This window comes from Lachnoanaerobaculum sp. OBRC5-5 (assembly GCF_000296385.1).
GTDB lineage: Bacteria > Bacillota > Clostridia > Lachnospirales > Lachnospiraceae > Lachnoanaerobaculum.
In genome coordinates this window covers 2,802,270-2,826,051 of sequence record NZ_JH815185.1, presented here as the reverse complement: position 1 = coordinate 2,826,051, position 23,782 = coordinate 2,802,270, and the positions used below count along the sequence as shown (strand labels likewise).

The following is a 23,782-nucleotide window of genomic DNA, read 5'->3' as shown; positions in this document are numbered from 1 at the left end:
CCTTAGGCCTGATTGCAAAGCTTTTTTGCTACACTTACAGCTTCTATAGCATTATCCGAATATGCATCTGCACCTATCTGCATTGCAAAGTTATGAGTGATCGGACCGCCTCCCACCATAACTTTTACATTGTCACGATATCCGCTTTCTACAAGTCCCTCTATAACCCTTTGCATTCCATACATTGTAGTTGACATCAAAGATGACATACATATAAGACCTGCCTGATGTTTAATTGCAGCCTTTACAAAATCTTCTACAGCAACATCTCTTCCAAGATCTATCATCTCAAAACCGGCGGTTTCAAGCATTATCTTCACAAGATTTTTCCCGATATCATGTGTATCACCCTCTATTACACCGATTACTGCCTTTATCTTCTTATCGACATTCCCCTCTATTTTCCCTTTTAATACATCAATACCTGCATACATCGCATCGGCACAAAGTAATAATTCCGCTATATAATATTCCTCTTCATCATAAAGCTTACCGGCTTCCTCCATTCCCACAGTCAATCCGTCAAGTATACCCTCTTTTGCCGGATAACCTGCCTGCAGATATTCCTTTGCAATATCAACAATCGCTTCATCTTCCATATCTCTTACATAATCCGCCATCAGTCTCAAAAGTTCTTCTTTACTTCTCATATTAAATATCTGCTTAAAGCCTCCAAAATTTTCTCTTCAATACTTACTATCTTAATATAAAAACATATGAAGCTATTATATATCTTTTGAATAAAAAGTATACTTTTATCGTTTTTTTGAATATATATAGATGTTTCTATATATATTTGATATAATTTCTAAGCATTTAAATTCAAAAGAAAGGGTATGAATTTACAAAATTATGAAAAAAATCTTATCATTCGGACTTGCCGGCATGATGCTTGCAAGTACACTTTTAGCAGGATGTTCTACAACTGCAAAAACGGAGAGTACAGAGACAAACAAGGAAGCGGCAGAGTCTACAACTGCAGGTACATCATCAGAAAAAACTGTGATCAAATTATTGGTTCCCGGCTATGACGGCGGATATTTAAAAAAAGAGCTTGATAACGGTATCGCAGGATTTGAAAAGGAAAATGAGGGTGTAGAAGTAGAAATAGTATCCGTAGGTTGGGATGAACTCAACTCAAAGATAGTTTCACTTTATCAGGCAGGCGATGCACCTGATATCATGCTTACAGGTTCAAGAACATTAAAGCAGCTTGCGACTCTCGGTATAGCTGAGGATTTAAGTTCTTATATAACAGACGATTTTAAGGCAAACAGAGTTGAGTCCGTTTTGGCAACAGGAAGCGTTGACGGAAAGCAATACGGTATTCCTATGGCATTCTCATCAAGAGCTTTATATTATAGAAGCGATTTGATAGAAACACCACCAACAAACTGGGACGAACTTTTAGCAACTGCTAAAGAGGTTCACAGCTCTAATCCTGATGTGTATGGATTTGCAATTCCTACAGATATCACAAGCGGAACTGATGAGCTTTTAAACTTTATATATCAAAACGGTGGTGCTTTGGTAGATGATAAGGGTGAGATTACTTTTGATACTGAAGCAAATGTGGGTACTTTAGAATATCTTAAGCAGTTCAATGATGAAAAGCTTGTTCCGGATGTTGTAAGCACTGCAAGAGGAGACCAGGCTACATTATTTGCAAACGGTAATCTTGCAATGTTTGTATCAGGTCCATGGGAGAAGGAAACTCTTGATAAGTCTGCCGATACAGCACCTTACAAGGTAGCAGTACTTCCTGAAGGTAAGCAAAAGGCTGAAACCTTGGTAACAGACTCTTATGTTATCTCAAGTATCAGCAAGAACAAAGATCTTGCATGGAAATTTGTAGAATTTATGGGACAGCCTGAATATCAAAGACCTGTATCAGAGGCTTTCGGTTGGTTCCCTATATTAAAGGAAGAGTTTGAGGATGAAAGATTCAAAACTGAGTTTATGCAGGCATTTGCTGCAAGCATAGAGTATGGTATCAGTGAGCCACAGGTAGAAGATTGGGACAGCTTCAATAAGGCATTCCTCACAGCTGTACAAAAAGCTCTTACAGGTGAGATGGGAGCAAAAGAGGCATTAGATGAGGCACAGTCTGAAGTCGCAAAATAAAGTCTCTTCAAATAGAGCCGATTTTAAAAAAAGATTTCAACCTTATATATTGCTGCTGCCTCTTTTTATAGTAGTGGCATTATTATTTGGATACCCGATATATCGCATTATATCGGGGTCTTTTTTTAAGATTGCAATTATCAACGGTGAAATGAACTTTGTAGGCCTTGAAAATTTCAAGAAAGTTTTCAGTGCGAAATTCTTTCTTCCTACCCTCTCACTCACTTTCAGATATGCTGTAGTTACTGTTTTTCTTAAATTGTCTTTGGGATTTATCATGGCATTATTTATGAACAGTGATATGTACTTTTCAAAGTTTCTAAAGTTTATGTCACTCCTGCCATGGGCAATGCAACAGGTGGCAGTAGCCGTTATATGGAAGTGGATACTGGATGGAAATTACGGCTATCTGAATTTCTATCTTCAAAAACTTGGATTGATACATGAAAATATAAGCTTTCTTTCAAATCCGGGTATGGCATTTTTCGCCGCTTCATTTGTGGATACCTGGCTTGGGCTTCCAATGGTCTCTATGATATTTATGGCCGGGCTTTCAAATATAAATTCTTCACTTTATGAGAGTGCAAAAATAGACGGTGCAGGTGTTATAAGTAGATTCTTTCATATCACCTGTCCATGTATCAAGAGAGTATTTCTGGTTACATTAACTTTGGTAGGTATATGGACTTTCAATTCCTTTAATGTTATCTTTGTTCTTACAGGTGGTGGTCCTATGAGAAGTACTGAAACTCTAATGCTGAAAATATATGAGCAGGCTTTCTCAAAGTTTAATCTTGGAGCTGCATATGCACTCTCCTCTGTAGTAGTTATAATACTATTTATCTTTACAATGCTTTATTATAAGCTTGAAGTGGAGGAGGATTGATATGATTTTAAGAAGAAAAATATTCAAAGCCATAAGAACATTATTTTACTCTGTGTTTGTTTTTATATTTATCAGTCCCATATTTATTATGTTAAATACCTCTTTGAAAAAATATGAGGATATAACAAAATGGCCACCTACATGGTTTAGGGCTCCACTTGAATGGGTTAATTATAAGACTGTTTTAATAGGTGAAAAAAGCATATTGCCTGCACTTTTGACAAGCTTCTATGTTTCCACAGCTTCGGCAATCATTTGTCTTTTGATAGGAATTTTAGCCGCATATGCTGTGGCAAGGTATAAATTTAAACTTAGAAAAACCGTGCTTTTGATTATAATACTGACTCAGATGTTTTCAGAGGTAATACTTGCCTCACCGATATATATTGTATTTAAAAATCTTGGACTGCTTGATACCAAACTTGCACTTATTATTGCAAATGTAGCTGTATGCCTACCTATGAGTCTCTGGCTTTTGTACTCTTATATAAAGGATATACCTATAACTCTTGAGGAAGCCGCATGGATGGACGGTGCTACAAGGCTTGAAGGTGTAAGATTTATTCTTGCCCCTTTGATACTTCCGGGTCTGCTTACAACAGGGCTTTTTGCCTTTATCAGAGCTTATGGAGATCTGCTTTTTGCCCGAACATTTATATTGTCACCGGAAAACAGAACTGTAGCTATGGCACTTACAGACTATCAGTCACTTTATAAGACCACATGGGAAACTCAGATGGCTGCAAGTGTCATCACAATGATTCCAACACTTATAATATTTATTTTCATTCAAAAATTTCTTATAAAAGGGCTGCTTGGAGACAGTATCAAGGGCTAAAAAAGAGTAAAACCTTAATATGGGGTTTTACTCTTTTTATATTATTTATATTGATAAATTTTCTCACCGTTTTTTTCCGCAAGAATATCAAAATTAAAGTCTGAGAGATCGGCTTTTAGTACCGCTCTTTCCTCTTTATTCTTCCATTCCATAAAAATCTTACTTTCGCTGCATTTCATAGTAAATTCACTCTCATTTGAAAATACAGGGAATGTATGGCGGAATCTAAGCATTTCAAGCTGCTTCAAAACGATATCCCTTTGCAATCCGGCTTCCATCTCCTTAGCAGTCAGATTTGTACGATTAATTTCCTTATGTCCTCCGGCTCCTGCTCTCTTTACCGCTTCGTGATCATTCTTTCCTGCAAAAAGATCCAAATACCACACTTGTGGCTTTCCGGGCATAAAGATTTGAATAGCTCTGGCAAGAAGCATTCTCTTATCCTCTTCACCCAATGCACTGTAGTAAGTTGCATTTACCTGATAATATACATTCTTTTGGCCGTGCAGATCCTTTACATATCCGCCTCGCTTTACCACAGTATCTATGACGGATTGAATCCTTTCCTCACTGATAAGTCCCTTTAAATCAAGTAGAGGTATACCGTCATGGCAGCCGAGCATATTTACGACTTGTATCTTCTTTTCCACAAGTTCATCAGCCCATTTTTTTAAGACTTCGCCTGATTGCTGTTCAAAGGCATCTATAATAAGTCCCGGAAGGAAGAAATCATAAGTCATATAACCCTTATTTGCTATCTTCTCATAGATTTTTTCCTCATAGCTTGCGTGAATCTCAGGTAGTAGTCTCACATTGTATTTATCAGCCAATTCTCTCACCTTTGTAAGTACATCCCAGGTGGCAGGCTCATTTAAGAAATTCTTCTCACCTACCTCTTTCGGAGCATAGGCAAAAGCATCCAGTCTGACTATCTTGGCACCGTAATCTGCCAATGTCTTTAAAGTATTATCATAAAACTCCCAAACAAGAGGTGATTTGATATTCAGATCCATCTGTCCAAGATATTTTCTCTCTGACTCCAGCTTATCACAAAGTTTTTTCTTTTGATCATCACTAAGTTTATTGCTGTAGATATTTGACTCGTTTAAAATCTTTTCAGGTGATTTACCCTCTATCAGACTCTCATTTAATAAACTTGCCAGCCCCTCTGCAATACTGTACTGTACTCCTGTAATATTTCTGATATCCACAGCATCCAAAGAAGGATATCTTACTTCCTGATAAAATGTATTCCAATAAGGAACTTCCTTTCCGTCAGGAAATCTAACCATCAGTATAGGCAGACCCGGCTTTCTAAAAAACATATCCTTTATAAGCTCAGGTTTTGGCTGTATATAGCCTTCCTCAGTCATCTCGCCACATCCGGCCCAAAATTTATTCCAATCAATAAAAAAATCTCTGTACTTTGACTTCTCACCGTTTTTTATAATATCCTGAAACTGCTTTGAAAGCACCGAAGCATGATTCAGTATGAAATCAAGCTTTAAATCAATTCCAAGCTCATCAAGCTTTTTCAAATCCTCTTTTTTTGCAAAAAGCTCATTTAAAGAATAATCAATTACTGAAAAGCCTCTGTCGAGATCTGTATGGAAGAGACTTGGGAGTATGTAAAATGATGAAAATACATCCTTTAACTCGTTTTTACTGAGGAAATTTGCAATATCACTTAAGTTCCCACCAAGACTGTCAGGATAGGCATTTAGCATCGGACCGTTATTATTTTTATTCACACTACCCACCTACATTCCTATATATTTACAATATTCTTCATAGCTTAGTCTGTCACCGCTTGGAGTAATAATTATCTTTGCCTTATGTGCCTGATTTATCAGTGATTCCTGCTCTATATCAAGTACCATGGTTGTAAACGGACTGTCAATTCCGCAGTCACGATTTCTTAAAAGTCTGTATTTCAAAGTTTCTGCCGGAGTATTGTGTATAAGTATCGGTATATCGACTCCATTGAAGCAATCACTGTTTCCATGTGTCCATTCAATTAAAAGAACTCCTACATCCTTAAAATCCACATCATCATACCATATCTGTGTATTGCTTCTTCCCATTCTCTTTAACCAGATTTTTTCCGCTCCTGATTTAAATTGGTCAACAACATCCTCAACTTCCTTAAATGCAAGCTCATTGCCTGTACCGAGATACTCCTTAAGTGCATTACGTCCACCGTTTATATATGACTTGTACCATGGATATTTTTTTATATTTTCAGGGTCTGCATCATTACCCTCTTCTTGCAGCTTATGAACTGTTTGAAAACGTTCTTTATTGTACTCTCCGTCCTTTACCAGACCTTTTAATCCACCTTCTCTAAAAATATGTAAGCGCTCTGCATCATTGTACTCAGGGATTCTTCGTGGATAATTGTCTCCACCCAAAATATAGCTTCCTATTCCTATATCATTTAAATAATACGAAAGCACTGCGGCTATTCCTGATTTTCCCACACCTGAACAACCTGATACGGATACGACAACCTTTCCGTTACCGTTTTTACTCTTAACTTTTTCAATCTCCTCAAGCAAATCAGGGAAAATCCTGCCTGCTCTGTCAATATGATACTCTGTTATAACAACCTTGCTTCCAGGTACATCAGCCTGCTCTATCTCCTTAGGCAGTACCGGCGGCTTCCAATTTTTAAATTCTTGCATAAGTATTCACCTCATATAAATAACCGTACTTATTTTTGATTTTTATACTAATCTTTTCCCAAAAACAAGCACTCCATATGAAAACTGTTTCATATGGAGTGTAACATAATATTGAGTTATTTTCTATGTATTTATTTTTACATGTTTGTATACTTTTTAAATTCTGCAACGCTCATACCTGCTCTTTTTGCCGCATCCGAAATACTTAGAATTCCGTCCTTAACAAGAGAAATAAGCACATTTACAGTTCCTTCTTTAATGCCTTCTTCTCTTCCTTTTGCTATCCCCTTTTCCATTCCTTTTGCTATTCCCCTTGCTTCTACTCTGTCAAGTACCTCACACATAGTTAAATTCTCCTTTCCTTTCACCTCGTTTATAGTCTCTTCAAATCTGTAATCATTCGTCATCGCAGACATCAGCATTAAAAGTTCATCCACATGTTCAATTACTGTATCACCGGCCACATAGTTTTTATTTACACGCATCTGATACAAATAGTCCGCCAGTATATGAAAATCACTTTTGAACATATCTATCTTTTCTCTGTCAAGATATGCTATTTCAAAGAGATTAATTTTGAAATCATTAACATATGGTTTGATCATTTCATCTATCTCCAACAGTTCAAATAAGCTCTTTGGCTGATTCCATCTACTATTATACCCGAAATATAGTACTAATGTAATCACAGGATAAATTACTTCTTTACTGTTCTCCTTTTTGGCCTGCTTGACATACTCCTCTCCGTCATATCCAAATACCCTCAGCGGCATTCTCTTTTCCGGCTTTGTCTGATTCTCCAATCCGAACATTGATAATTTTATCTTACTGTTATGCCAATATTTTGCTATATCCCTATACTGTGTCCTTATCCTGCCATCCATCTTTAAAGTACTTCCCGTCAGTGCATCTGTCAAGCTGTCTTCCTTTACTATTTTCTCGCCGTTAAACAGTAAAACATTTATAATATCTGCGAATACATCATTATACCTTTCAAGTGTCTTTTGTGTAATATCTTTTTCTTTGTTGCCCTTCATACGACCTCCCTTAATGCGACTGATTAGATTTAAAAGAAATTGTTTTAAGAAATAATATTTGTAAATGAAAATAGAAATAAAATAAGTACCATTCACTTGGCTTTATTTTATGATGAATATAAATATTTTTCAATAACAATATTCTTAGATCGTCCCCTTATCGGGGTTAATTTCTGTAAACTGTTTTAGTAGCAGTGCGACTTGATATATTTATGCAGACAACGTTTCCGTCCCCTTATCGGGGTTGATTTCTGTAAACGAGATATGCTCATAGCTGTATACCTTGCAGCGTTTGGCAGTTTCCGTCCCCTTATCGGGGTTAGTTTCTGTAAACTTTATTCTACCCCATTTACCCTTTTCATCTAACTTGGTTTCCGTCCACTTATCGGGGTTAGTTTCTGTAAACAATTTTTCATGACAGCTGTAAACGAGTACCTTAGTGTGTTTCCGTCCCCTTATCGGGGTTAGTTTCTGTAAACAAGAACTTCTCTTATTGATTGGATAAGGTTTGTATTACAACCGTTTCCGTCCCCTTATCGGGGTTAGTTTCTGTAAACTCACTATATTGACGGTGAAACAGAGTTTATAAGAGAAAAAGTTTCCGTCCCCTTATCAGGGTTAGTTTCTGTAAACAAAACCCTACCTTATCTTTCGAATTATCTATCTGTGTTTCCGTCCCCTTATCGGGGTTAGTTTCTGTAAACTAGAATTTATCTGTAGTTCGATGGAACAGGGTAAAAGTTTCCGTCCCCTTATCGGGGTTAGTTTCTGTAAACTAATGTATCAGGTAAGTGGTATTTTCTAAGAGCTGATGGTTCTATGTTTCCGTCCCCTTATCGGGGTTAGTTTCTGTAAACACCGCTGTAGCAGGATCCGGAAAAACAACAACGATTGTCGGCAGGTTTCCGTCCCCTTATCGGGGTTAGTTTCTGTAAACTCGGCTTTGACGAAGGATGGATAACTAGTATTCAGAGTTTCCGTCCCCTTATCGGGGTTAGTTTCTGTAAACGATAATCAAAAATTCGATGACTATAACCCTTTCAGTGGTTTCCGTCCCCTTATCGGGGTTAGTTTCTGTAAACGGTATACGTTTAAAGAAGCTTTTGGTATATTTAATCAATGGTTTCCGTCCCCTTATCGGGGTTAGTTTCTGTAAACTCGGCTTTGACGAAGGATGGATAACTAGTATTCAGAGTTTCCGTCCCCTTATCGGGGTTAGTTTCTGTAAACGGTGATACCATAGAGTATGAAGCAGGCTTTATGACAGGTTTCCGTCCCCTTATCGGGGTTAGTTTCTGTAAACCAGGAACCGGTGTATCATATAGCAAAAATGTACCGGTTTCCGTCCCCTTATCGGGGTTAGTTTCTGTAAACCATTATTACTTTCTTGAATTGTACTGTATATATCAATTAGAGTTTCCGTCCCCTTATCGGGGTTAGTTTCTGTAAACTAAGAGCGAAAAGGAAAGAGTATACAGAACTATTCAGCTGGCAAGTTTCCGTCCCCTTATCGGGGTTAGTTTCTGTAAACCCTACCCCCTCCAATCCCTTATAAATAAAGGCCTCTGAGGGGCTTTAGCGTGCCTAAAATTTAACAAGCGATTTTAGCCAAAATTTTCGTAATTTATGTTACTCGAAGTGCTACAAACCCTTATTTTATGCGGGCCGTCTAAAAATCACTATATTTAAAAGAATTATACAACAAAATGTATGAATATATGGCACATCATAAAGTGTCTACAAACTGTCTTAAAAATTCAAGACTATATCATTCTAACACATATCATAACTTTATCCAAGCAATATCTAATTAAATGTTCTACATCGAAATGCGATCATGTACCTCTGCCATCTTAGCATCATTCAGTCTGGACTTACCATGGATTTTTGTAAAAGCTATATATCCGCACATTCTGTCTATCATGGTCATTTCCTTTTTGCCACATTTGGGGCAAGTATCCGGTCTCTCAAAGCCTATATTGTTCCATTGATATCCACAATTATCACAATAAGCCAGAGAAATATTTATTCCCTCATACAGTCCAAGCTTCATGGCGTGAGTTACATAAGCTTCCAAACCCTCTATATTGTAAGGTACATCCACACGCACATATTGGATTTTTCCACCATTAAAAAGATCCCAAAACCTGGCTTCATAGTTTTGCTTTTCTATCTGAGTAATATCCTCAGATACATGACAATGAAATGAATTTGAAAAATAATCTCTATCACTTACATTTTCTATAATTCCAAACTTGTCCCTGAATGACTTCACCTGCTTACCACAAAGACTTTCTGCCGGTGTACCATATACAGAATACTGAATATGATCCAAACCTTGAAATTCAAGCACTTTATTATTTATATACTTAGATACTTCAAGTGCAAACTCACCGTCTTCTACAATAGACTTTCCATTGTAGAGATACTGTAACTCATTCATTGCAGTAATACCATACGAAGCTGTCGCACTTTTTAGCAAAGGTTCTATCTTATCATCCCTATTTAGATGTCCACCATACAAACCTCCCTGCATAAATGCTAAAGGATTGGTATATGCTTTTTTCTGTGCCAAAAACTTATAGGTGCTCTTATGTATCTTTCTAATGATTTCAAGATAATAATCAAGCACCTCATAGAAATCCTTGTTTTCTTCTCTTGATTTAGCCAGAATCATAGGCAAATTTAAAGATACTACACCTATGTTAAACCTGCCTATAAATACAGGAAAATCACTCTCATCAGCTGGATTTTCTCCACCCCTTTCAAACCACTTTGTAAGGAATGCCCTACAGCACATAGGACTTATTACTTTTCCGTACTTTTTATATACCTCGGAAACAATACCGCTATCTCCTGTAAGACTAAGATATTCCGGATACATCACCTTGCTTGAGCATTCTATGGATTCTTTAAAAAGATGATATAGCTCCATTCCTTTTCCATGAAGATTTTTATCATACAAAAATACAAGCTTTGGAAATAATACCGGTCTTTTAAAACCGTCCTTTCCATGCCCTTCTTTTCTCACCTTTAATGCGGCTACTGTTGCCACCTGAGAATATTTATCCCTGCCGATTCCAAATGTTACAGTGATAAAAGGATAATCACCTCTTGGCGAAATCTGCGAATTAAACTTAGCCTCAAGTGAGAAAAAACCGTTTTCAAAGTCCTTTTTTACCTTGGCATTTGCAAGACTGTCAGCCTTTAATTCATCCACTCCAACATCTATATACTCCTGAAAATATATATCATAACTTTTCTTGGCGTATTTTGAAAGCAATTCATCTATCTGTGGAATTGTAAATCCGCCATAAATCTGTGCCACTGCATTCATTGATATACTTGCAATTACGTCAAATGCTTCATTTAGTGTTGACGGTTCATCATACCACATTTCACCCATCTCAAAACCGTCGTCAAGTACCGCCTCAATATCAAAAAGACAGCAATTTATAGTATCTCTTCTAAAACCCATATCATGAATATAGATATATCCGTCATTTAAAGCTTCTCTTTCATCCGGAGCCAGATGATAATTACTGTAAGTTATCTTTTCTACCGCATCCACTATCAATGCACGCTTGCTTGAAACCAGACTACTGTCCATACTTCCGTTACTTCTGTCACAGTCATAGGTGATTTTGCTCATCTGCTTACATATCTGCTCATATATACCGGCATTAACTTCCTTTGTAGCATATAAAAAAACATCCGCCACTTCAGGATATTCATGTAAAGCCTCTTTTATACAGCTATGCCACTCTTTACTCTGAAATTCTCTTCTTCCAAGCTTTTTACTTAAATCTACAAGTGCTTTATAAAAGTCATCATTTATCTTTTCAATAGCGGAATCATCAATAGGTGCAAGAGCAGTTTCTCCATCTGTTCGTATCAGCCCTTTTATCCAAATATCATCCCTTCCATAAGACAATCCTTTTCCGTCTCGTCTAAACAATATAAATTTATCTTCCATAATCCGCTCACAATCTCTATGTCCCATTTCGGGGATTATACTATGATAACATCATCAAATTTAGCCACATCTACCTTACCATATGTTATCACTTCGCTATCTTCATATAACTTATACACCCTTATGCTGTCTTCTCTACCTACATACCTGTCCAACTCAAATACAAGTTTTTCATATTGCTTCTTATTCAGGCTGGCCTCAAAGGCTGACTTTTGCACCCTGATACCATATGATGATAGCAACTTTGACAGCTTAATTCTAGGCTTGTCCTCTGTTATATCATATATTATAAGTACTTTGTACTTAAGTTCTTCACTGTTTCCCATACTCATTACTTTATTTTTAAAGGTTGATAACTTTCAAAACTACCACTGTCAATACAGCTTGCTAATGACTTTACCTGCCACCATATAGCATGTCTGAAACTTACAGGAGCATCCAAATATTCCAGATAATTGATTTCCTTTCTCATCTTATCCTCAAGCTTTTTTACACATACTCTCACTGCATTATCGGATAAGTAGACTGCACCGCTTTCCTCATCATATTTAAACTCATCTATACCTATCTCATTACCCTGTACCAAACTAAGTATAGTAGAATCTACAAGTAGTGCCCTCCACTCTTCAAGCATATCGCTTGCCAGTGCCGGATGGTTTCTCTTTATCTTGTGTATAAAACCGATATAAGGACTTAAATCTCTACTCTCAAGTTCAGCATATATTTCATAATATATTATCGTGTAGCAAAAGCTGATCATTGAATTAAAAGGGTCAAGGGGCGGCTGCCTGCTCCTTCCATTAAAAGAGAATTCTTCTTTTATAAGCTTTGACAACGCCTTAAAATACTCTCTGGCAGCCATTCCTTCATATCCTAATACCTCATCTAAAGTATTACATTTAGATATTTCATTCTCATATATACTAATCCTACATAGTTCTTCACTGATATCCTTCTCTGAATGCTTTTCATATCTCTTTAAGATAATACGCTGATTATGTATCTTAGCCGACTGGATTTTCTTTGAAAACTCCAAACAGCTGCTGTCACAGTCACTAAGATACACTTGTTTTTTCAGTCTTTCGGCGTTGAAATGAGCTGTACTATGTAGCCTGCCGAAATATTTGCCTTTTGTAGAGAGATAAATTACCTTTATACCTTTTTCAAGGCAAAATTTCTGCACAGGTAAAGTCATAGAAATATTTCCAAAGATCATTATAGATTCCAGCGTTTCCTTAGGGAAACTACGCTTTGATCCATCATTGCAATCCACAATTATCTTACCGTTTTCTGTGGATACCTTCGCTCCTTGCTCTGTAATATAAAGGCAGGACATATATTCTCCTTTAAAAGCTATTTTTCTGAAAAACTATTAACGGTCACACGTAAATCATTCTGTATATCTTTTTTATTAGCATACTTTTTCTTATATAATTCAAAGAAATCCTCTATACATTTCTTTAGTTTCTTTAAATCCGCATCCCTATTCCAATCTCCTGCATGGCATAGCTTGTTTCTAAGCACTCTAAGCTCATTATAATACTTTATAAAATCCTCATGCTCCCCGGAATATCTCTTTATCGCAGTATTACTCCTTAGTTTTGCTCTGACAGTATCGGTATTACCTGAATTTTCATTAGAACAAAGCTTTATCATTGTTTCAATCATTGTAATAGCCGCTGCAATATATCTGTTCTTTTCAATATGCCAATATGCAAACTCTACATACAATGCAATATTGTTTTCATCCTGGTCCAAATACTTACCGAATCTATCATAAATCTCATCAAATATAAAATCTATAACATGATTTCCTGTTGAACCCTTCTCTTTAACTTTTTTACAATTAGCTACCATATTTCTTAGTTCAGATAAATTATTGGTATCTACAGCGCTACATAGTCTTTCCAATGCATTCTTTACATCCTTTATTACCGCACGTGAAATATTACTGTCATCAATCTCACCCTCTTTTCGAAGTTGATCCAGTAAATGTGTTGTCCCAAACCTTTTGAACTCATCAGCCGCCTTTGTCCAATCCAATAATTTTAACAGAGGTTCCTGGTTTACAATAGGAGTAATACCATCTTCTCCCTGCCCTTCAAACATACCGTAGGATACAAAGTCTAATCTATCTCCTTCACGCATTGACAGTTTAAAGAAATTTACCGCCAATAATTCATAGAATGCAAGTGATCTGAATGAATGTGTGATATCAAAGGATAAAACATCATCCTTTCCTATGTATTTTTTCGCCTTTGCAAGTCTATCAAAGTTTTCATTCATTTCTTCTATGCTTAAGCCATAGTGTAATATAATTATATCCGAGCAAACACCTCCCATTGTATCAACCAATGTTTGTAATTTTTCTCTACACTTATCCAAGTCTTTTTCTTTACTCTCTTTAAGTTCATATAACTCAAGTGCATAATCTTCACTTCTTGGCTTTAATGGAGTTATCCTGCTGTTTTCATAGAACAGATGCTCATACAAGGCATGCCAATCACTTCCTGTTGTTCCGATAAAAATTATTTTATCTATTTTTTTCAACTCAATCATAGCATCATAAATGTATGCACTTTCTACCACATTAGCTCTATCCTCATTTACAGCATATCGTGTATTAGAATACCCAATTTCTTTCGTTTTTGCATCATACTTTCCTGTACCGATTGATGTTAATAATATATTGCTCATATTATATTAAGTCCTTTCCTTTGTTTTTAGAATTTTTCAATAAGCACTTATCTTTATCTTTAATATCCGGTAAGCATTGATCAATTTTAGGTGCCTGTACATTTCCCCTGTTATTGGCAAACCACTTAAATATCTCTTTACCATCTGCCGGTGTCGGATACCCTACAAGTTCTTCTTCACCTTCTGCCAGCGGAACGCTGTATAACTCAATATACCTTTTATTTTCTTCCCATAGATTTTTCATTTTATAGTTTTCGGGATCAGCTTCATTTTCTGTAATTGATAATTTCCCCTCATCAAAGCTATAATTTCTTAAATTCAGTTTTTCTACATTTACCTTTACTGCACCCATACCGTAGGGCTTGCCTCTACCAATTCTATGATTACAGTCATTCCCCAAAGTCAATGAATACAATAATGCTGCAAGTTCTTCTTCACTAATATCTTCAAAGTAGACTTTGAATCTTGTTTTAGCTCCCGGCATCAAAGCTCTGCCTGCTGAACGAATCTTTATATTATTCTCACCGGTTTTACTTTGATTATCTTTCTCGAACAGTTTTTGTGCATCTAAGCTTCTTTCATTTTTCAGCTTATCACTACCCTGCCAATATACCTTTCTTCCTTTTAGTTTTGCTTTATATGTAGCCAGTTTTTTAATTCCTTTATCACCTTCTTTATTTACAGTGTAGTAATCATAATTCCACATAGCCGCTTGACTATCTTTAGGCTTTTTAAGATAGAACTCTGTGGATGAATATTTCGGAGTACCCAGTACCGGTATAAGCCTCGGCACATCAAATTCTGCATTTTCAAAAACTTCTGTATCTGTAAAGCGAAGTCTTGATGCCAATGACTTTTTATCTGCAATAGTTCCAAACAGTCTACAAGCCGGACAAAATCCTGTATTACTGTTACATGCATGATGTTTAAAATGATTATGTTCTAATATTTCTGAAATAGTATTTTCAAAAACTTCCTTTGTCATCATAGCCGGAGCTAAATACAGTTTATCTTCCACCTTTTCATAAAATACAGGCAAGTATCTGATATCTGAATTGTAGTATGCGTTTTTATAATCATCATATTCATTACCATCTTTAGTCTTTTTATCATATCTATCTAATACAGCTTGAAATCTGTCCTTGTCCTGCTGTGTTAATTTGTCTTTTACTATATCCTCTTTTTCAGGAAATATTAAAACCGACTCATTTTTTTTATTAGTAAACTTTTCTCCTTTAATTACAATACCTTTTGTGGCACCTTTTAAGAATTTAAAATCTACATCTATCACATAATCATCTTCATTGCAAGTTATATATATCTCACTTCCTGTAATATAGTTCTTACCTTTTTCATACCCCAATTCTTTAAGTTTATAAAAGCTGATCTTTTTTCTTTTAGCTTTATAGAGTATATCATTCTCTCTATCCCATATTCCGGCTTCTTTTGGCTTCGCACTTCTCTTTACAGCAAGGTTCTTATCATCAATTACCGATAAACAAGAGTCTGTAAGTTGTTCATATATATTTCTTATCATACCCCTTATTTCACTTCCGGGAATTCTGGGATACTTAGGATTTTCCTTAGGAATATCTTTTTTATTCCTACCTGATAGATCATCATATGAGAAAAACTCATTAAAACCATATTCAAAGGTTCTTGTGGTATTCGGTACAAAAACCGAACTCTTAGTTTCTAAAGTACATTCTATACAGCCATCCAGCTTATCGCTAATATCCAAGTCCAAGTCTTCAAACTTTATCCTTTGAGGTTCTTTATCTGAAATCGGAACAAATGTATATGGATTAATAAACTTTTGCTTACTGACATTTTTACTTCCGGTATTCTTACTTTCATTTTTATTTCCCTTTGTACAATCATTTGAAGGCTTACTTTTCTTAGGTTCCGGTTTTTCTATACCTTTGCTTGGTTCCATACCTGCAGCTACTAACTGATCAAACATGCTACTTCCAGATGATTTTTTCTTAACTTTATCTTCCCCTGATGCACCCTTTTTATAGTTTTTTGCCATATCAGCTCACCTCCTTAAATATTCTCTCATCTTTTTCTTCAAATCCAACCAAACGCCAGTCCAGATTTTTCAGTTCTCCCTTTGCACTGAAATAATGCCTTACCTTTGCAAACAGAAGTTTCCCCTTTTCCATCTCAAATGGCAGCATGATTCTTATTCCTCTATCCTCCGAGAGTATGGTTTTATCATTTGAGTTTAACTGTCCCCAAACTTTATACAAATCATCAATAATCTCATAGCCCTCACCTGTGTTATCCTCAATAATTCTACCTATATATTTTAAGCCTTTTTTTAACAGATGTAATTCTCCCAAAGCATTAAATGCTCTAATTTCCAGTACTGAAGAGTCAAGTACAAAATCTTCTTTCTTTTTTATCTGCACTCCGTCCCTGTAATAAATCAGCTTATAATCATAGCTTTTAATCTTATCCGCCATTTCTTCTAATGAATCTTCATTTATAGGAGTAAGCACTGTTCTTGATGCAAGTATATTTTTAAATTCTCTGTATTGCTCCATAACTATTCCCTCCATGATGTAAATATTCCTGCACCTATTGAAGTATTACCTCCTGTTGCAAGATAACCGTTTTTCAGATCTTCAAAACAACCAAGCACAAGACTTTTTGCAAGTTCCAATTCTTCAAAGTCTTTTTTGATCTGGACTTTTAAATAAATAGCTGTATTGCTTTCCTCTTTCTTATATGCCACACGGCCTGTAAATAATGCACCTGTCTGTAGTGCCGAACCGCTGAATCTATCTACGGCAGTCCTGGTTCTGTTAAGTAAGGTTATATTATCCTTGCTGATTGTTATTTCAGGGAAAAATATTTTTGATTTACTTTTTATTGCATCCTTACCGTCTCCATCTTTTGTCTGATATCCGAATAGAGCATCTAAAAATTCTACTTTATTCCTATACTTAACCTTATCTAAAATCCTCTCAATATGATGCCTGAATACACCTGCCCATGCAGTTCCCGGTATTACAACATCACCATGCTTGTTTGTCAATGTCTTGGCATCTACAAATTTACTGTCAGTATCAGGTTCTACTCTGTCCAATGTTGCATAATCTCTTATAAATATAAAACTGTCTAATGCAAGTTTGTCTTCTAATGATATATAAAGTTCACTTTCATTATCTTGAAATGTAAAATCCTCTTTAAGATCTTCCCAAGTGAAATTTATATACCTTTCCATATCTTTTTTATCATTTAAGTTTAGATATAGATGTTTTACATTATCAATATCAAATAACCCAAATCCTCTTGTGGTTTTTGCCCCTATTCTTATGCTTTCTTTCTTAAAACCTGATACTATATCCTCGCAAATTTTTCTTTCTATATCCGGATCATGATAATTTATTTCCATTCTAAAATCAAAATCAGATTTTGATTCGGCAATTTCAAAGTCAAATTTACATCCTGTTTTAGAAACTTTTCTCTCAAGCCTTACAGCATCTCTGACAGATGTATATACATTACCTATTGAAAAGGCATCATAAAATATTATGCTGCTCTCTTTTTCATCACTGCTTTCTTTAGTGGCTCCATATCCGAATACATATTTTGTCTCTGTACCAATATCTTCAAGATAATCCCTGCAAACACCGGCAAGTGAAGTCCCGGGTATAAACACCTCTCCTGATTTATTTCTTAAAATATCCACATCACTGCCTTCACTCTCGCCACTGCCGATCATAAAGGGAGTCTTTGCCGTCAATACACCCCTAAGTGCAATCATACTGCCTCCATTTCTCTAAAATACATTTTTGTAGCAAAAATATACTTTCTGATATAAGCTTTAAATATCATATCTACACAATTATCCAATATATCTTTATAGGAATTCTGATCTCTAAACTCTTCAAAGCTCTTATTCACATCTTCTGCAAATTCAAATATTGCCATATTGCTCTGACCTTTAAAATTCTCTTTTCTATACTCATTGAATTTAGCATAAATTTTTTCATCCATTTCACATGCCTTATATGCTACATTGAGCCTCATGGCATTTGAAGATGTCATATTTTTATGATTTTTCAGGTAATCCTCCGCCGACTTTATTGCTGCATTTTCCGCCTCTTTTATAATATTTTCACGAAGTACTCTGTATACCAAACCATTCTCTTTTATAGCTATATTTTGACTTCTTTCTTCGGCATCGCTCTCACTTACTACTAAAAATTCGCTTCCGTCAATTTGTACATCCCTTACTCTGTACTTTCCATATCCTTCATTATTTAAAATACCCATAAAGCCTTCCGACAACTTTGCCCCTTCAGTCTCTATAACAAGCTGTGTTCCCATTGAGAAGGCTGTATAGCTCGGTCTTGGCATCCCCCATTTGCTGTTATATCCTGCTATTTCCAGTGTATCCGTATATATTTCCTTTATATCATCAATATTGCAATTTAGTATTTTTGAAACTTCCGCCTTTAATTCAGCAATATCTCCTGTATTGCAGGCAAAATCATCAACTATTATAGTATCGGATAAAAGTTCAAATATCACTTTGTTGGCTGAAGATTTTTTTTCTACAACATCTTTTTTCCTAAATGATTTAATGTTTATTCTGCACTTACCATGCTCTGCATTTATTGCTGCACCTAAATGAAATATTCCCTTATTAATATTTATAATATCAGTCAATATTTTTATATATTTCTTAGGCGCATGAATATGTCCTAAAAAGTAATATCCCTCACTCATACATTTTACTGTATATAAAAGTTTTTGCTTCTTTAAAAAATGATAGTTAATCACCGTATCCGCAGTTATGTTTGATATACTATTATTTCCTGAATTTCTGTAGTAACCTGAGTTTCTTACATACTGAACACCCTTTTGAATCTTATATCCGTCTGCAAAACTTAGCATCAGTTCAGGCTTTCCTTTTTGTGACATCATTCCAAGCGGCATTGGATACGACTCTTCATCCTTTACGTCTGTAGGATATGCCATGCTGAACATGACATTTTCTAAAAACTCATCTACCTTTATACCATAGTCAGTATTTGCTATGCACCCGGCAAAATATCCCTGTAAAACCGTACCTGAGATATAGGGTTTTTTCAAAATAATATTGTCTTCATTTTCAATAATGTAAGACAAATTATCTATATCTTCATCAGGCACACAAATATCTTTATACTCTTCATATCTATTATATTCTGATAATGTACATACAATCTCTCCATATCCTCGGTTTCTACCCAGTCCCATATTTCTTAGTAGCTTAACGGCATTTTCAATCACAATAAATTCCTGCGAGTCTTTATTACAATTCATCTCGAGTACAGCATTAAATATCAGACCTTTGGGGAATGTACCTACTATACGTAATGAATGTTTCTTTGCAACCCCATCTTCAATGGCGGTGGAGTGACGGTCGGTAGTGTATATCTCTTCTATTGCAGTCGGATTTATCAGTTTTTTCTGCTCATCATTTAATCCTCTTAATTCTGCTTTTAATTCATCCACATCACTTAGTACCGCATTCCCAACCCTTAATATTCCGGCAATATATCCGCTTCCGAATATTTTTTCAACCATATCTGAAGAGATATATCCATTTTTTTGCATAAATTCCACTTTATCACGTAACAATCCCTTTAATCTTCTGCCATATATAATCGGGAACCCGTTTTTATCATAGGTTGAACTTACATCCTGCCTTATTCCATCGCCCTCACCGGCACCGCAACACATATCAGATAACAGTTTTATTTCTAAAATATATCTAAGCATTATTCTCCTCCATAAGATCAATCACATCTAATGCATCAAAATATATTGCTATATTATCAGCACTGAATACCTCTTTACTTTTATCACCGCTAATACCCTCCTTATTTCTGCTTAAAATTCGCCTGTGACAATTTTTTGCTTCATCCATGCCCAATGAATAGCTGTTTCTTAATTCTTTCAGCTTATTCCTTGCAATATCACCGGAAAGTATTTTATTTACTATCTCCTTAAAATCATTATATCTATGCTGCAAAATACTCGCATCCTCTGTAAAAAAGTAAGGTCTGGCATTAAGTTTATATTCCTCTTCATTATGGGAAAATGTATACTTTTCTTTTCTGTATTTAGCTATTTCAGAAGTCATTCCGCTGCGAATTATCTGAAAATCCATGCAAGATGTATCTTCATGTATACTTCTTTTTTCACTCAACTCCCTTAATTCTGTCTTTGCCGACTTACATAATTGTTCCGCATAATCATAAGCCATATCAAAAGGAAATTTATTGTGTACAAATGTTAATCCTGCTCCTGCCGAAACATTTATTCTGCTTCCACAAATCTCCGGATACAGTTCCTTATTTTTTTCAACTTCCTCTCCTAACTTTTGCATGTATACATCTACAAATTTAAAAGCCCTTCCTGCATCCATAACTATAGTTAAGTCATCACCGTCTCTGATGACCACTCTAAAAGGCAGAGGATCTTTATCCATTGTATTATTTATTTCATACTCATATACTTGATCCAATGTCTCAATAAGTGCATTCTCATATATACTGTCTATTTCCATGGACAGTAACTTCATATGCTTTAAACTCTCTCTTATTGTGTTTTCCGGCCTGTCATCTATGGACTTTATAAAACCTTGTATCTTCTTACCCATACTGTTTCCGTCAATATGAATAATAGCAAGAAAACTTTTTTTGTCATCAGATTTAAAATATTCATCAAATTGGTCTGCAAAATTATACTTTTCCAATTTACCCATATTTCTGTACTTATGTTGTTTTTTCTGAAATATGCTTGCTGCACATGCCAACTCTTTTTTATTTTTAAAATCGTAGTTCACTATTATAGGTTCAAATGTGTTTACATCCTGCGCATTTATGGAAAATCCTCTTACAGTGCTTACAGCGGTATGCTCTCTTTTAAATATCGCCATTTTAGACATCAACTCTTCATATACTTTTCCATACCCCTCTCCCTTAATATCCAAGCTTTCAATTTCTACAGCTGCATAACATAAACGTATATTTCCGGCAGTAAGTTTATACACTTCCTTTTGCATATCTCTGTTTGTTTTTTCCATAGTTTCGGCATCTTTAAAAAGTGCCATTGCATTACCGCCACCGATATACACTACATTTCCCTTTATTTTATGTTCAAACTTATCAGGTCTATAATCTTTATCTTTCCATGCATCATACTCTTTGACCTCTCGCCCAAGCACTTTCGGTAAACATTCATACATAATCTTATGTATGATATTTGAGCCACCCATCTGTTCCTTCAGCTTACCCGTAGCAAAAATAAATTTTTGTATACCGCTTATGTCATACATCACTAAATACATTTTTCTCTCCTTTATAATCCAAGTTCTTTTACCAAACTTTTAAATTCTTCAATATATTTTCCAACCGTCTGTCTGGATATAGGCTTGCCTTTCCCACTTGCAATATTGTTTCGGTAAAAATAATCCTGTAAGTTTTTTTGCATTTGATTCAAGCTTATTCCTTCTCTTATACTTGCCATAATAATGCAATATAGATCATAAAAATCTTCCGGCTCACCCTCTTTTAGAAAAGCTACAAGAGTTTTCCTTATAATAGAATATATCCTTTGTTCATTATTCAAATATATATCCATACTTTCATTATTCTTGATATCACCTACCCCCTTTTTATCTTCAATATCATTTATAATATTATAGCTAAGTATGGATTGGTAAATGCTCACCTTCTTATTAAGGCTATTTTCTATATTTATAATATCCTCTCTACATTTTGCCTCTCCGGTCACATGTAGCGGTAAAACTTTGAATAATGCTTCAAAAACCCTGTATCCGCTTTCACTGTCTATAATTTCAGCTTCCACACCTTGAACTGTACCTATAACATCACTTATCTCTTCTGTTATACTTTCATAATTTACTACAGTAAACTTAGTTTTTTTGCCCTTGCAATCCAATTCAATATTATTACAATTTTCAGCTTTATTTATAGAAGATATTTTATACCCCAGCATCATTTTTATATATGCATTAAAAGAATCATTTTTTTCAAAATCATAGCATTTTTCACTTTTAAAACATAAAGCTTCACCCAATACTTCATTCAATGCATCTAACTCAATTTCTCTGCTCTCTTTAATATCCCTGATACCCCCATCGTCAGTATATAGATTAAGTTTATATTCTCCTATAACTTTCTCACATATCTGATAGGCTAATTTTTCTATATCGCTTTGTATCTCCTGATTACCCATATCTTTCATATACTTTTTTTGTAATTCAGACCATCTACATGCAAGAATATCTATATTCTTCATTTTTATTATACAAAAAACAACAAAATCAGCAAACTTTCTGCCACTTTTGTTATTTTTATACAATATATTTCCTTTTTTATCTCTTTTTAACATGTTATCTAATTTAGTCTTATACAAAACATAGTGAAATCTTTCAGGTACTCCGGCATTATCAAAGTGAATGAATTCACAAACTTCCTCACCGTTTTCATCTGTAAACGGACCTTTAATAAACTCATCACCTAAAAGTATACTCTTGATTTCATCCTTTAAAGCTTCCTCTTCTCCCGATTTAGCATTTATAAGTCTATTAACCTTATCCTCAATAATATTTACTAAATCTGCATATTCCATCATAAAGTATCTCCTTTAGTCTACTCAAAAAACTTTTTTCTGATTTCTTTTAATTTACCTACCGGATCACTTTCACCTGCATCGGCCAACTCTAATAAAAGGGCATTTGTATAAAATAAAGCAGTTAAATCATAAATAAGAGCCTCACGTGTACCTGAATAAAAGCTGCCATATATTATAGCTCCAATCTCTACATTCATCTTTACTTTATAGGCATAGTTAAGTGCCATAAATAACATCATCGGCATTGGTTTAGTTCCAAATGTAATGCATGTATACAATGTTTCATTATCATCTATCGCATTAAGAATATCCTCAAACAAGTTCACGTTTGAATTCATAGTTTGATCACTTACCGCATTTACTATTTGTATATTATTGATATCAAGGTTATTAAGTCCGTTAGATTTTTTAATATCTTCCAACTCCGATTTAAAAATTGTTTCAAAGTTGTATTTTGCAGACTCACTCTCTGTATTCATAATTGCAATTATTTTGATATTATCCCCCGGCTTTGCATAAGCATTTATTGCATTTATAATCGGAAAGCTGACTTCCTTTCCATAGTACAGTTCCTTTGATTCAGGGGCATTGTATATAGATTTTTTGAGTAAACCCTTAGCCTGCTCGGCTATAACCGTAACAAAAGTTTTTACATTGCTCATAAATATTCTCCTTCTAAAATAACCAAAATTTTTACTATCAATATATCCTTACAAATATTCTTTCAACTTTATATGTTTTTTAACTTATCCTTTGCAAAATCCACTACTACTATGATAACTCTCTTTAATAAATCTTTTTGCCAATCTTTCATACTCTTACTCCTTACTGTTAAAATAAAAAATTATCAACTACCAAACATCTCTCTTTATTTAT

At 35.0% G+C, this 23,782-nt stretch carries 18 protein-coding genes and 1 CRISPR repeat array; of the genes, 3 read left to right on the top strand and 15 right to left on the bottom strand.

Going from position 1 to position 23,782, the window contains the following annotated elements; genetic code table 11:
* Positions 1 to 2 precede the first annotated feature (2 nt).
* Positions 3 to 650: a corrinoid protein gene (locus tag HMPREF1135_RS13025; RefSeq protein ID WP_007595957.1), complete on the bottom strand. Its 648-nt coding sequence runs from the start codon at positions 648 to 650 to the stop codon at positions 3 to 5.
* Positions 651 to 852: 202 nt separating this feature from the next.
* On the opposite strand from HMPREF1135_RS13025, the gene HMPREF1135_RS13020 reads away from it, so the two are divergent.
* From HMPREF1135_RS13020 to HMPREF1135_RS13010, 3 genes are read left to right on the top strand one after another with little or no spacing between them, the layout of a single operon-like run.
* Complete coding sequence (locus tag HMPREF1135_RS13020; protein ID WP_034243232.1) at positions 853 to 2,124, top strand: ABC transporter substrate-binding protein; 1,272 nt, start codon at positions 853 to 855, stop codon at positions 2,122 to 2,124.
* Complete coding sequence (locus HMPREF1135_RS13015; protein ID WP_007595944.1) at positions 2,096 to 3,010, top strand: carbohydrate ABC transporter permease; 915 nt, start codon at positions 2,096 to 2,098, stop codon at positions 3,008 to 3,010. The genes HMPREF1135_RS13020 and HMPREF1135_RS13015 overlap by 29 nt, the downstream gene beginning before the upstream one ends.
* A gap of 1 nt (position 3,011) precedes the next feature.
* Positions 3,012 to 3,848: a carbohydrate ABC transporter permease gene (locus HMPREF1135_RS13010; protein WP_007595942.1), complete on the top strand. Its 837-nt coding sequence runs from the start codon at positions 3,012 to 3,014 to the stop codon at positions 3,846 to 3,848.
* Positions 3,849 to 3,889: 41 nt separating this feature from the next.
* On the opposite strand, the gene HMPREF1135_RS13005 is transcribed toward HMPREF1135_RS13010, so the two are convergent.
* The 14 genes from HMPREF1135_RS13005 to HMPREF1135_RS12940 form a co-directional block, all read right to left on the bottom strand.
* The gene (locus HMPREF1135_RS13005) at positions 3,890 to 5,599 is read right to left on the bottom strand and encodes an alpha-amylase family glycosyl hydrolase (protein ID WP_007595940.1); all 1,710 of its coding nucleotides are present in this window, start codon (positions 5,597 to 5,599) and stop codon (positions 3,890 to 3,892) included.
* Positions 5,600 to 5,608: 9 nt separating this feature from the next.
* Positions 5,609 to 6,532 carry a hypothetical protein gene (locus tag HMPREF1135_RS13000; protein WP_007595938.1) on the bottom strand — a complete coding sequence of 308 codons (924 nt, stop codon included), beginning with the start codon at positions 6,530 to 6,532 and terminating at the stop codon, positions 5,609 to 5,611.
* Positions 6,533 to 6,669: 137 nt separating this feature from the next.
* Complete coding sequence (locus HMPREF1135_RS12995) at positions 6,670 to 7,569, bottom strand: Rpn family recombination-promoting nuclease/putative transposase (RefSeq protein ID WP_007595936.1); 900 nt, start codon at positions 7,567 to 7,569, stop codon at positions 6,670 to 6,672.
* A gap of 145 nt (positions 7,570 to 7,714) precedes the next feature.
* Positions 7,715 to 9,100: direct repeats of the CRISPR family, unit length 36 nt; unit sequence GTTTCCGTCCCCTTATCGGGGTTAGTTTCTGTAAAC.
* A gap of 288 nt (positions 9,101 to 9,388) precedes the next feature.
* Complete coding sequence (gene nrdD / locus HMPREF1135_RS12990; RefSeq protein ID WP_007595934.1) at positions 9,389 to 11,545, bottom strand: anaerobic ribonucleoside-triphosphate reductase; 2,157 nt, start codon at positions 11,543 to 11,545, stop codon at positions 9,389 to 9,391.
* Between the two features lie 35 nt (positions 11,546 to 11,580).
* Positions 11,581 to 11,871, bottom strand: a complete 291-nt coding sequence (cas2, locus tag HMPREF1135_RS12985; RefSeq protein WP_156804112.1) for a CRISPR-associated endonuclease Cas2 — start codon at positions 11,869 to 11,871, stop codon at positions 11,581 to 11,583.
* Positions 11,872 to 11,876: 5 nt separating this feature from the next.
* On the bottom strand, positions 11,877 to 12,881 hold the full coding sequence (gene cas1, locus HMPREF1135_RS12980; RefSeq protein WP_007595930.1) for a CRISPR-associated endonuclease Cas1: 1,005 nt from the start codon (positions 12,879 to 12,881) through the stop codon (positions 11,877 to 11,879).
* A 17-nt stretch (positions 12,882 to 12,898) separates the two neighbouring features.
* Complete coding sequence (gene csx2, locus HMPREF1135_RS12975; protein ID WP_007595929.1) at positions 12,899 to 14,242, bottom strand: TIGR02221 family CRISPR-associated protein; 1,344 nt, start codon at positions 14,240 to 14,242, stop codon at positions 12,899 to 12,901.
* Between the two features lies 1 nt (position 14,243).
* On the bottom strand, positions 14,244 to 16,274 hold the full coding sequence (locus tag HMPREF1135_RS12970; protein ID WP_007595928.1) for a TIGR03986 family type III CRISPR-associated RAMP protein: 2,031 nt from the start codon (positions 16,272 to 16,274) through the stop codon (positions 14,244 to 14,246).
* A gap of 1 nt (position 16,275) precedes the next feature.
* On the bottom strand, positions 16,276 to 16,791 hold the full coding sequence (gene csx19 / locus HMPREF1135_RS12965; RefSeq protein WP_007595927.1) for a type III-D CRISPR-associated protein Csx19: 516 nt from the start codon (positions 16,789 to 16,791) through the stop codon (positions 16,276 to 16,278).
* A 2-nt stretch (positions 16,792 to 16,793) separates the two neighbouring features.
* Complete coding sequence (locus HMPREF1135_RS12960; protein WP_007595926.1) at positions 16,794 to 18,017, bottom strand: RAMP superfamily CRISPR-associated protein; 1,224 nt, start codon at positions 18,015 to 18,017, stop codon at positions 16,794 to 16,796.
* Positions 18,014 to 20,023: an RAMP superfamily CRISPR-associated protein gene (locus tag HMPREF1135_RS12955; protein WP_007595925.1), complete on the bottom strand. Its 2,010-nt coding sequence runs from the start codon at positions 20,021 to 20,023 to the stop codon at positions 18,014 to 18,016. Before HMPREF1135_RS12955 ends, HMPREF1135_RS12960 begins: the two co-directional genes overlap by 4 nt.
* Positions 20,016 to 21,596 (bottom strand): Cas10/Cmr2 second palm domain-containing protein, encoded by a 1,581-nt coding sequence (locus HMPREF1135_RS12950; RefSeq protein ID WP_007595923.1) that lies wholly within the window; start codon positions 21,594 to 21,596, stop codon positions 20,016 to 20,018. The genes HMPREF1135_RS12955 and HMPREF1135_RS12950 overlap by 8 nt, the downstream gene beginning before the upstream one ends.
* 11 nt (positions 21,597 to 21,607) lie before the next feature.
* Positions 21,608 to 22,906: a hypothetical protein gene (locus HMPREF1135_RS12945; RefSeq protein ID WP_007595921.1), complete on the bottom strand. Its 1,299-nt coding sequence runs from the start codon at positions 22,904 to 22,906 to the stop codon at positions 21,608 to 21,610.
* Between the two features lie 17 nt (positions 22,907 to 22,923).
* A complete protein-coding gene (locus tag HMPREF1135_RS12940) occupies positions 22,924 to 23,568 on the bottom strand; it encodes a TM1812 family CRISPR-associated protein (protein ID WP_007595919.1) in 645 nt (214 codons plus the stop codon).
* Positions 23,569 to 23,782: the final 214 nt, after the last annotated feature.